Annotated in this window: 8 protein-coding genes and 1 pseudogene; 7 read left to right on the forward strand and 2 right to left on the reverse strand. The window is 67.2% G+C overall.

Annotation, left to right across the window (positions count from 1 at the left end):
- The first annotated feature begins 27 nt into the window (after positions 1 to 27).
- Positions 28 to 465: an Lrp/AsnC family transcriptional regulator gene (locus GA645_RS16260; protein WP_152224047.1), complete on the forward strand. Its 438-nt coding sequence runs from the start codon at positions 28 to 30 to the stop codon at positions 463 to 465.
- 32 nt (positions 466 to 497) lie between these two features.
- On the opposite strand, the gene GA645_RS16265 is transcribed toward GA645_RS16260, so the two are convergent.
- Positions 498 to 2,858 (reverse strand): DNA polymerase II, encoded by a 2,361-nt coding sequence (locus GA645_RS16265; protein WP_152224048.1) that lies wholly within the window; start codon positions 2,856 to 2,858, stop codon positions 498 to 500.
- Positions 2,859 to 3,008: 150 nt separating this feature from the next.
- Between GA645_RS16265 and GA645_RS16270 the strand changes: the two genes are divergently transcribed.
- Both GA645_RS16270 and GA645_RS16275 read left to right on the forward strand, forming a co-directional pair.
- The gene (locus GA645_RS16270; protein WP_152224049.1) at positions 3,009 to 4,160 is read left to right on the forward strand and encodes a murein transglycosylase A; all 1,152 of its coding nucleotides are present in this window, start codon (positions 3,009 to 3,011) and stop codon (positions 4,158 to 4,160) included.
- Positions 4,161 to 4,484: 324 nt separating this feature from the next.
- Positions 4,485 to 4,724 (forward strand): hypothetical protein, encoded by a 240-nt coding sequence (locus tag GA645_RS16275; protein ID WP_152224050.1) that lies wholly within the window; start codon positions 4,485 to 4,487, stop codon positions 4,722 to 4,724.
- Between the two features lie 11 nt (positions 4,725 to 4,735).
- Here GA645_RS16275 and GA645_RS16280 read toward each other — a convergent pair whose 3' ends face one another.
- On the reverse strand, positions 4,736 to 5,695 hold the full coding sequence (locus tag GA645_RS16280) for an AraC family transcriptional regulator (protein ID WP_152224051.1): 960 nt from the start codon (positions 5,693 to 5,695) through the stop codon (positions 4,736 to 4,738).
- A 181-nt stretch (positions 5,696 to 5,876) separates the two neighbouring features.
- Between GA645_RS16280 and GA645_RS16285 the strand changes: the two genes are divergently transcribed.
- From GA645_RS16285 to GA645_RS16300, 4 genes and pseudogenes are all read left to right on the forward strand, one after another.
- On the forward strand, positions 5,877 to 6,803 hold the full coding sequence (locus GA645_RS16285; RefSeq protein ID WP_152224052.1) for a bile acid:sodium symporter family protein: 927 nt from the start codon (positions 5,877 to 5,879) through the stop codon (positions 6,801 to 6,803).
- Entirely contained in the window at positions 6,800 to 7,543 is a 744-nt protein-coding gene (locus tag GA645_RS16290; RefSeq protein WP_152224053.1) for a sulfite exporter TauE/SafE family protein, read from the forward strand. Before GA645_RS16285 ends, GA645_RS16290 begins: the two co-directional genes overlap by 4 nt.
- Positions 7,540 to 9,333, forward strand: a complete 1,794-nt coding sequence (locus GA645_RS16295; protein WP_152224054.1) for an amidohydrolase family protein — start codon at positions 7,540 to 7,542, stop codon at positions 9,331 to 9,333. Before GA645_RS16290 ends, GA645_RS16295 begins: the two co-directional genes overlap by 4 nt.
- Before the next feature lie 531 nt (positions 9,334 to 9,864).
- A pseudogene (locus tag GA645_RS16300) lies at positions 9,865 to 11,018 on the forward strand (MFS transporter).
- The last annotated feature ends 135 nt before the right edge of the window (positions 11,019 to 11,153 follow it).

Consider the following 11,153-nt stretch of genomic DNA (forward strand, 5'->3'; position numbering starts at 1 on the left):
TTTCGACATTTACCATTCGAGGCCACCATGACCGACGAAATCGACCAATTGCTGATCGCCGCGCTGATGGAAGACTCCCGCCTTTCCCTCAAGGCCCTGGCCCAGGTCAGCGGCCTCAGCGCCCCCAGCGTCGCCGAGCGGCTGCGCAAGCTGGAGGAACGGCAGGTGATCACCGGCTACACGGTGAACGTCGACCCACGCGCCTTCGGTTACCAGCTGCAGGCCATCGTCCGCGTGCGTCCGCTGCCGGGGCGGTTGCAGGAGGTGGAGAAGCAGATCATGGCGATTCCCGAATTCACCGAGTGCGACAAGGTCACCGGCGAGGATTGCTTCTATGCGCAGATGTGTGTGCGGTCGATGGAGCAACTGGATGAGTTGCTGGATCACCTGAATGGATTTGCCGAGACCAATACCGCCATCGTGAAGAAGACGCCGGTGAAGCGGCGGTTGCCGCCGATGGCGTGACGGGTCGCAACAAAGAGCATCGCGGGTGCGACTTAGAACAACCCCATCTGCCGATCGATCAACGCACTGAAATCGTCCTCCACGAACGGCAGGATGGCGTCGGCAATCGGCTGCAATTGCCGGCTGACGTAATGGTCGTAGTCGATGGGCGAGGCCAGCGTCTCCAGCGGCTCCGGGCCGTTGACCGTGATCACGTAGCTGATCCAGCCCCCGCGCTGGTACTGCCGCGGACGTCCCTGCCGTTCGTTGTACTCATCGGCGATCCGTGCCGCCCGCACATGCGGCGGGACATTGCGTTCGTACTCGCCCAACTGCCGGCGCAGCCGCTTGCGGAAGATCAGCAGCTCATCCTGCTCACCCGCCAGCGTGCGGTTCACGTAATCACGGACGTAGTCCCGATACGGCTGGCGCTGGAAGATGCGCAGGTACAGCTCCTGCTGGAACTGCTGGGCCAGTGGCGACCAGTCGGTGCGCACAGTTTCCAGGCCCTTGAAGACCATTTCGTCGCTGCCGTCGGCGCGCCGTACCAACCCGGCGTAGCGCTTCTTGCTGCCCTCCTCCGCGCCCCGGATCGTGGGCATCAGGAAGCGTCGGAAGTGCCGTTCGAACTGGATCTCCAACGCGCTTTCCAGGCCGTACTCCTCGCGCAAGTGCTCGCTCCACCACTGGTTGACGTGGCGCACCAGGGCGCGACCGATCTCGGCGGCCTCTTCCTCGCTGTGGGCACGGCCGAGCCAGACGAAGGTGGAGTCGGTATCGCCGTAGATCACCCGGTGACCTTGCGCCTCGATCAGCTCGCGGGTGCGGCGCATGATCTCGTGGCCGCGCATGGTGATGGACGACGCCAGGCGCGGGTCGAAGAAGCGGCAGCCGCTGGAGCCGAGCACGCCGTAGAAGGCGTTCATGATGATCTTCAAAGCCTGGGACAGCGGCGCATTGCCGTCACGCTTGGCGGCGTCACGGCCCTGCCAGACGCGCTCGACGATGGCCGGCAGGCAGTGCTGGGTGCGCGAGAAGCGCCCACCCCGGAAGCCGGGAATCGAGGCCTCGTCCGACGGATCGCTCAAGCCCTCGACCAGCCCCACCGGATCGATCAGGAAGGTGCGGATGATCGACGGGTACAGGCTCTTGTAGTCCAGCACCAGCACTGACTCGTAGAGCCCCGGCCGCGAGTCCATGACGAAGCCGCCGGGGCTGGCCTCCGGTGCCTTGCCGCCGAGGTTCGGCGCGACGTAGCCCAGGCGGTGCATCGGCGGCAGGTACAGGTGGGTGAAGGCCGCCACCGAGCCGCCGCTGCGGTCCGCCGGCAGGCCGGTGACGCTGGCGCGTTCGAGCAGGAAGTCGAGGATGCGGGTCTTCTCGAAGATGCGCGTGACCAGCTCGCAGTCCTTGAGGTTGTATTTCGCCAGCGCGGGCTTGTCCTCGGCGAAACGACGGTCGATCTCGGCCATGCGATCGTAGGGGTTGTCGATCGACTTGCCCTCGCCCAGCAGGTTCTGCGCAACGCTTTCCAGGCTGAACGAGGTGAAGCTCCAGAACGCCGAGCGCAGCGCCTCGATGCCGTCGATGATCAGCCGCCCGGCCGCCGCCGCGAAGTAGTGATTGCCCGAGGCGTGCTGCCGCCAACCCATCTCGTCGCCGCCACGCCCCAGGCGCAGCGGGATGTCCAGGCGCTTGGCGTGTTCCTGCAGGACGCGCAGGTCGAACTGCACCAGGTTCCAGCCAATGATGGCGTCCGGGTCGTGCGCGGCCAGCCACTGGTTGAGTCGCTCGAGGATTTGCGCGCGGCTGTCGCAATACTCCAGTTCGAAATCACGCTCGACATCGACGCCATTGGCCGGGCCGAGCATGTAGACCTGGCGCTGGCCGCAGCCTTCCAGTGCAATGGAGTAGAGGTCGCCACGGATATTGGTTTCGATGTCCAGCGAGACCAGTTTCAGTGTCGGCCGGTAGTCCGGCACCGGGCGCAATTGCGCGTCGACGACGCTGCCGGTATCCCCCATCTTGCCGCTGAAGGTCACGGGGGCGGTGATGAAGCGCTCCATCAGATAGCGCTCGGGCGGGCGGATGTCCGCCTCGAACACCTCGACGCCGGCCTCGCGCAGGCGCTTTTCCAGGTTCATCAGTTGGCGATGCTGCTGGCAGTACAGGCCCAGCACCGGGCGTTGCTGGAAGTCACGCAGGCCCAGCGGACGCAACTCGGCGCCGCGCTCACCCGCCAGCAGTTTCTCGGCGCGGGCACGCTGTTCGGCAGGCACGAAGGCCACCGACGTCTGCGGCGGCAGCAGCACATGCCGGGGCCCCTCGTCGGTTGCCAGCCAGAAGCCCACCTCGGTGCCTTCGGGCGTATCCCGCCAATGTCGGGTCAGGACGAAACCCTGCCTTGCCTCCACGCTCTAACCACCCGTCTGTCGAATCACGCCCCATTCTACCGGTCCGCCCAGGGATTCGTTGCAAGGCGTGTAAATCCGACCGATGCGTTTGACGCACGCCCCGCGTCTGCCCAAGCTAGCGGGCTTTCGTTTGCCTGCCAGGATTCGCCTGTGACCGTTTCGCCCCGCCACTGGACCCGCCCTCTCCTCGCCAGCCTCTGCATCGCCACCCTGCTTTCGGGTTGCGGCCTGTTCGGCAAAAAGCCCGAAGAAGCCAAGGCGCCGACCTATTCCAGGGCCGACTGGTCGGACCTGCCGAAAACCGCCGACAGCGACGTCGTGCAAGGCTTCAACGCCTGGCGTTCGGCCTGCTCGGTGCGTTTGAAGAAGGACGAGATCTGGGCCGCCACCTGTAACCAGGCGCTGGGCGTGCCGGCCTCGCCGGCGGCGATCCGCCAGTTCATGCAGGACCATCTGCAGCCCTACCAGCTGCGATCCGGCGAAGGCAGCGAGACCGGCCTGATCACCGGCTACTACGAACCGGTCTACCGCGGCAGCCTGGAGCGCAACGCGCAGCACGGCGTGCCGGTGTATGGCGTGCCGTCGGACCTGGTGGTGGTGGCGCTGGACAGCGTCTACCCCGAACTCAAGGGCAAGCGCCTGCGTGGCAAGCTCGACGGCAATACCCTGAAACCCTACGCCGATGCCGCCGGCATCCGCCGCGAGGGCGTCAATGCGCAGGTTCTGGCCTGGCTGAGCGACCCGATGGACCTGCAATTCCTGCAGATCCAGGGCTCCGGCCGCGTGCAACTGGACTCCGGGCGCCAGCTGCGCCTGGGCTACGCCGAGCAGAACGGCCGCCCCTACAAGCCGGTGGGTCGCTGGCTGGTGGAACAGGGCGAGCTGAGCAAGGACGAAGTGAGCATGCCGCGCATCCGCGACTGGGCCCGCGCCCACCCGCAGCGGGTCGACGAGCTGCTGGCGAGCAACCCCAGCTACGTGTTCTTCAGCCAGCGTCCGGACAGCAACGAAGGCCCGCGCGGCTCGCTGAACGTGCCGCTGACCCCTGGCTACAGCGTGGCCATCGACCGCAAGGTGATCCCGCTGGGCAGCCTGATGTGGCTCTCCACCACCCGCCCGGATGGCGCGCCGGTGGTGCGCCCGGTGGCGGCCCAGGACACCGGCGGCGCCATCGTCGGCGAAGTCCGCGCGGACCTGTTCTGGGGTACCGGCGATGCCGCCGGTGACCTGGCCGGACACATGAAGCAGGAAGGTCAGCTGTGGCTGCTCTGGCCCAAGGGCGCGGAGCTGCCAGGCGCCTGAGCTCATCGCCGACCGTAGGGCGTATGACGTTCGACGTTATACGCCGCTTGACCGTGATCCCAAGGCGCTCCGAGTCCACCCCCGGCGCCAGCGACGCGCCGTGGTGTAACGGCGTACAACTGCGAACGGTTGTACGCCCTACGCTCCCGATCACCACCGTAGGAAAGCCAGCCTCCCGAGCTAGAGGAAATTCCTACTCGCCCTACAGAGCTCCCTGAATCCCCGGCCTCGCCGCCTCCAGGACAATCGTCAACGAACCGAGGGTTCCAGCCACCCGCCACACCCTCGGACTCGCTCTCGCCCCCCCTGATCGCGGTGACTGCCATGAACCACAAACAACTCCGCTCCAAGCGCGGCCAGCGGCCCCGTAGCAGCTGGCCTCTGGACTCCGACGTGCTCTGCTGGCTCGCGGCGATTGCGCTGATGCTGCTTTTTTTCGAGGCTGACCGGATGTTCGTGCCCCATCTGTCCGGCATTGCCAGCGCCGATATCCTGCACAGCATCCCCCAGCCGGCTAACGCACCCACCGCATTGACGACCTCCGCACGTCTCGCCGTCCACTGAACGGGAGCGCGTCAGCTGCCCTGGCGAAACTGCCCCGGCGTCATCCCGCTCCAGCGGCGGAAGGCCTTGGCGAAGGCGCTTTCATCGGAGAAGCCGAGCCGCTCGGCGACCTCGGCCAGGCGCGGCGACTCACGCAGCAACTGCTCAGCCATGCCATGCAGCACCTGCTCGCGCAGCAGCTTGAAGCTGGTGCCTTCGTCCGCCAGCTTGCGGTTGAGATGCCGGCCACTGAGGGCCAGTTGTTCGGCGACCCGTTCCTTGCCCCAGCGCGGCTGCTGGCGCAGCAAGTGCTGGACCTGCGCCGCCAGACTCTGCGCGCCCAGGCGCTGGAGCTGCGCGTCGGCCAGCGCGCGCAGGTGCTCGCGCATCAGGGCGTTGGCCTGGATCAAGGGCACTTCGAGGTCCGCCAGAGCAAAGCACAGGGCGTTTTCCGTTTCAGCGAAACCGACGCCGATAGGGCAGCCCAGCACCTGCTCATAGCAGGCCTGTTCCGCGCGCGCCGAGTGGCACAGGGTCAACCGTGTCGGCGTCACCCGTTCGCCGGTGATCCAGCGGGTCAGGTGTACCAGGCTGGCCAACGCCGCCTCCACCCGCTCCTCGCGTCGTACCCCGTAGCTGGGCCGGTAGACCAGGCGCACCCGGGCAGTATCGCGTTCGAGCTGGAACTCGCTGCCCTCGGCGATGATCGGGTAGTACTCCAGCAAGGCCTCCAGCGCCTCGCCGAAATGCTCGCAGCTCATCAGCAGCGCGCCAACCATGTCCAGATGGCCGACCTGCAGGGCGCTGCCCAGGCGCAGCCCCACCAGCGGGTCGTCGGAGGCGGCGCACAGGCCCTGCCATATGCGGTCCTGCACGGCCAGCGGGATACGCGCCTCCACGGGCAATTCGGTGGGCAACGGCAAGCCCAGGCGCTGCGCGGCCTGGAGGATGCCCTGGGCATAGTGGACTGTGATCGAAGGGCTGTGAGGCATGGTCCCGAATTAACCGCGCGAAGTCTCGATTGAGCCATTACCCAAGGGTAACGGTTCCTTATGCTTGCCAACTACAACGATAAAGACAACCAAGAGTCGCCTTGCATGCACGATATACACGGAGCCACGCCCCGCGCGCCGACCATGCCTTCGCCCGCCCCTGCCCGACAGGAGGCCGGCGATGCCTGACGTCCACCTCGAATTCTCCGGCGGTTCGATGATCGCGCTGAACGCCATCATCGCCCTGATGATGTTCGGCGTGTCGCTGGAACTGCGCCGCGACGACTTCACCCGCATCTTCCGCCAACCCAAGGCGCCGGCGATCGGCATGCTGGTGCAGTTCCTGCTGCTGCCCGCCGCCACCTGCCTGCTGACCATCGTCCTGCCGATCGACCCGGAACTGGCCCTGGGCATGATCCTGGTCGCCACCTGCCCCAGCGGCACCTTCTCCAACATCATGACCTGGATGGCCCGCGGCAACGTCGCGGTGTCGGCCAGCGTCACCGCCGTGTCGGGCCTCAGCGCGGGCATCTTCACCCCGCTGAACTTCGCTCTCTATGCCGGCCTCAACCCGGCCACCCGCGAGCGCCTCACGCAGATCCACATCGACCCGCTGGAACTGGTCGGCGTGGTGCTGCTGGTGCTGATCCTGCCGATGCTGCTGGGCATGGCCCTGGGGCGACAGAAGCCGCAACTGGCGCGGCGCCTGGAGAAGCCGCTGCGGCAGCTGTCGCTGCTGGTGATGCTCGGCTTCGTCGGCATGGCCTTCGGCAAGAACTTCCAGCAGTTCATGGCCTGGTTCCACCTGTTCTTCTGGCTGGTACTACTGCTCAACGGTACCGCGCTGCTGCTCGGCTACACCTGCGCGCGGCTGTGGAAACTGCCGGACGCCGACGTGCGCGCCGTCACCCTGGAAAGTGGCATCCACAACTCGGCGCTGGGCATGGCGCTGATCCTCACCTTCTTTCCCCAGGCCGGCGGCATGCTGCTGATCGCGGCCTTCTGGGGCTGCTGGCAATTGTTCTCCGGACTCGTTCTGGCGCAATGGTGGGCGCGCCACGAGCCGCGCGATGCAGTGCTGTCCGCCGCCCCCGAGGCCAACCAATGAACGCCCCCGCCATCGCCCTGGGTGGCTTCATCCTGCTGGCCTACACCCTGGAAGCCGTGACGGGTTTCGGCAGTGTGGTAGTGGCGCTGTCCCTCGGTGCGCTACTGATGCCGATCGATGTGCTGCTGCCGATCCTGGTGCCGCTGAATATCGCCATGACCGGCTACCTGGTCGGTCGTCACTGGCGGCTGATCGACCGCGCGCTGCTGCTGCGTACCGTGTTGCCGGGCATGCTGCTGGGCATGGGCATCGGCTACCTGCTGCTGCCGCACCTGGACCCGCTGCCGCTCAAGCGCGGCCTGGGCGTGCTGCTCCTCTGGTTCGCTGGCCGCGAACTGTGGCGCCTGCGCGCCAACGCCCCGGCGCGCGGCCATACGCCGACCTGGATGGTGCGCCTGGCCACCGGCGCCGCTGGCATCTGCCACGGCCTGTTCGCCTCGGGCGGGCCTCTGCTGGTCTACGCCCTGGCTACCCGCCCACTGGACAAGGCGCGACTTCGCGCCACCCTGGTGTGCGTCTGGTTCACCCTGAACGGCCTGCTGACCCTGGCCTTCCTCCTCGACGGACGCCTGCGCCCGGCGCTGCCCCAGGTGCTCGCCTATGCGCCCCTGCTGCTGCTCGGGGTGTGGCTGGGCGAACACCTGCACCAGCGCTTCGACGAACGCCATTTCCGCCTCGCCATCCACTGCCTGCTGCTGGTCAGCGGCACCCTGCTGCTGTCGCCATGGAGTCTCCTGTGAGCTACGACATCATCATCAAGAACGGCCTGTACTTCGACGGCAGCGATGCACCCGGCAGCCCTCGCCACATCGGCATCAAGGACGGCCGCATCGACACCCTGAGTGTAAGCCCGCTGGACGAAAGCGGTTGCACGGACGTGATCGACGCCGCCGGCAAGTGGGTCACCCCCGGCTTCCTGGAAATCCACTCGCACTACGACGCCGAGGTGATCGCCGCACCGGCGCTGAAGGAGTCGGTGCGGCACGGCGTGACCACGGTCTCCGTCGGTTCCTGCTCGATCAGCATGGTGCTGGGCGAGGCCGAGGACTGCTCCGACCTGTTCACCCGCGTCGAGGCGGTGCCGCGCGAGCAGGTGCTGCCGATCCTGCGCGACAAGCGCACCTGGAAGGACGCCAGCGGCTACCGTGCCTTCTACGAACAGCAGCCCCTGGGACCGAACCTCTGCTCCTTCCTCGGCCATTCCGAGCTGCGCGTGGCGGTGATGGGCCTGGAGCGCGCCATCAGCGGCGCAAAGCCAAGCGAAGCCGAGCTGCAGCGCATGGAGGAACTGCTGGAGCAGGCGCTGGATGCCGGCTGCTTCGGCCTCTCGGTGATGACCACGCGGCTGGACAAGATGGACGGCGACCGCGCCTGGTCCAGCCCCCTGCCCTCCACCTTCGCCAGCTGGAAGGAATTCTCCCGCCTGTTCGCCGTGCTGCGCCGGCGCAACGCGCTGATGCAGGGCGCGCCGAATGCGGTCACCAAGATCAACGTGTTCGCCTTCCTCTACCAGGCCCACGGTTGGTTCCGCCACCCACTCAAGTGCTCGATGCTCACCGCGCTGGACCTGAAATCCCAGCCCTTCATGCACCGCATCACCCGCGCCTCCGGCTGGGTCGCCAATCGCCTGCTGCGCGGCCGCTACCGCTGGCAGACCCTGCCCGCACCCTTCGTCGTGCGGATCGAGGGGCTGAACATGAACGGCTTCGAGGAGTTCGGCGCCGGCGAAGTGCTGCGCGACATCAAGGACCCGGACGAGCTGTACACGCGCATCCAGGACCCAGCCTTCCGTGAGCGCTTCAAGAAGGACATCAAGGCCACCCTCAGCCTCGGCCTGTGGCACCGCAACCTGTCCGACTGCTGGGTGCGCGAGTGCCCGGACGCGTCGCTGGTTGGGCGCAACTTCGAGGACATCGGCCGCGAGCGCGGCATGGATGCGGTGGACGCCTTCTTCGAGCTGGCCGGCCAGTACCGTAACGCGCTGAAGTGGACCACCTGCTACGGCAATCACCGTCCGCAGATCATGCGCAAGCTGCTGGCGAGCCCCTGGACCCAGCCGGGCTTCGCCGACTCCGGCGCGCACCTTGCGTCCCACGCGCAGTACAACTTCCCGCTGCGCTTCCTCAAGTACGTGCGCGATGCCGAGCTGGCCGGCGAGGCGTTCATGGACACCGGCCACGCGGTGCACCGGCTGACCGGTGAGCTGGCGGATTTCGCCGGGATCGATGCCGGCTATATCCGTGTGGGCGACCGTGCAGACCTTGTGGTAGTAAACCCGGCCGGATTGACCGAGGAGCTGGACGAGGTCAGCGAAGCGCCCATGGAAGTGATAGGCCTGACACGGCTGGTGAAGCGTAACGATGCGGCGGTGGATGCCACGCTGATCAATGGACGCGTGGCGTATCGGCGTGACAGCGGCTTCCCTGAAGCGCTGGGCAAGGAGCGGCTGTTCGGGCGGTTCCTGCCGGGACGGGATGTATTAAGCCGGCCGCAGGAGGCGTCGGCCGGAGCGCCAGCTTACGGCCGCTGACCAGGCGCACCAGCGCATGCGTGTAGGAGCGGGCCATGCCCGCGATGCTCTTTCTCCCCGCTTCAGCCCGAACCTGGGCACGGGGATTTCGCGGGCATGGCCCGCTCCTACAACAGCACCTACGCCGACAGACACGGCGCGCATCCCTTGCGACCGTCCAACCCGCCGAGATTGGCGGGTATACGCGCACTCACTAGATGCGCGCCCTTGTGTCCGTCCGCTGTACCCGCACCATGCCCCCGCTCTAGCGCTTCGCCGATCCGTCCCTCGCCTTGCTGCGAGAGCCTCCGCGCGTGCGCAAAATCGATACCGTGCTGCGCCGTCACCGCAGCGTGCTGTTCGCCTTCACCTTCTCCCCGCCCATCGGCTGCTGAGCCGGACGCCGCGCGTTTTCGCACAGGTTTTTCCGCATTTCGATTTCGCTCACCGGCATCCGCCGGCGGGCTCGTTCGCATGTGTTGGCCCCGCCGCTGGAACGCCGGGCAAGAGAAGGTTTCCATGAACAATTCGCCCTCCCTCCAGCCGTCTTCCTTGAACAAGCCGCTGCTGGCCGTGCTGCTGTTCGCCGTGTCCATCGTCGGCCTGAGCCTGGGCGCTACCCTGCCGCTGGTGGCCCTGCGCCTGCTCAACGACGGCGCCAGCGCGCTGCAGATCGGCATCCTCTCGGCGGTGCCGGCGGCCGGCATGACCCTCGCCGCCACCCTGGTCGTCCGCGCCTGCCAGCTGATGAGCCGGCGCCGCCTGTACCTGCTGTGCTTCGTGCTCTGTAACGCGAGCACCGCCGCCATCGAGTTCAGCGGCCACTCGCTATGGCTGCTGGCCGCCGCGCGCCTGGCCCTGGGTGTCGGCATGGGCATTGCGATCATCCTCGGCGAGGCCTGGGTCAACGAACTGTGCGGCGAGAACAATCGCGGCACCGTCGTCGCGCTGTACGCCACCAGCTTCACCGCCTTCCAGTTGCTCGGCCCGACCCTGGTGGCGGTACTCGGCGCGCAGGCGCCCTGGATGGTGGTGCTGGTCAGCGCCGGGCACCTGGTCGCCCTGGCCACGGTGGCTTTCGCCATGCCGGAGGAAGGCATCCACGAGCACGTGGAAGAGCCGCGCAGCTTTTTCCTGGCCGGCTTCCTGCGAGTGGCGCCGGCGCTGTGCATGGGCGTGCTGTTCTTCTCCTTCTTCGACAGCGTGGTGCTGTCGCTCTTCCCGGTCTACGCCTCCAGCCACGGCTACGCGGTGGGCATCGCCGCCTTCATGGCGACGGTGATCCTGCTCGGCGACATGATCTGCCAGTTGCCGCTGGGCTGGCTCTCCGACCGCCTCGACCGCCCGACCCTGCACCTGGCCTGTGGCGTGGCGTGGCGTGGCGTGGCGTGGCGGCCACCATGATCGGCCTTGCCCTGCCCTGGCTGATCACCCAACCATCGCTGCTGTGGCCGGCGCTGATGCTGCTGGACGCAGTGGCCGGTGGTGTCTACACCTTGGCCCTGGTGCTGATCGGCCAGCGCTTCCGTGGCCGCGACCTGGTCACCGCCAACGCCGCCGCCGGCATGCTCTGGGGCGTCGGCAGCCTGCTCGGGCCGCTGCTCAGAGGCAGCCGGATGGACCTCGGTCCGCAGGCGTTGGCAGCGGGGTTGTTCGTGGCAACGGCGGCGACCTCGTTGCGCCGGGCGGCCGTGCGTACCGCCTGAAGAGCACTCTCGACGCCAGGCCGAGCGAAGGGGTTGCCGGAAATCGATCGCGGACGGAGTCCGCTCCTACGCAAGGTTTGGCATCGGACATCCCTGCAGGGCCGCGCCATGCGCGCGATCGCAGGCATGGCCCGC

This window comes from Pseudomonas sp. SCB32 (genome assembly GCF_009189165.1).
GTDB lineage: Bacteria > Pseudomonadota > Gammaproteobacteria > Pseudomonadales > Pseudomonadaceae > Pseudomonas.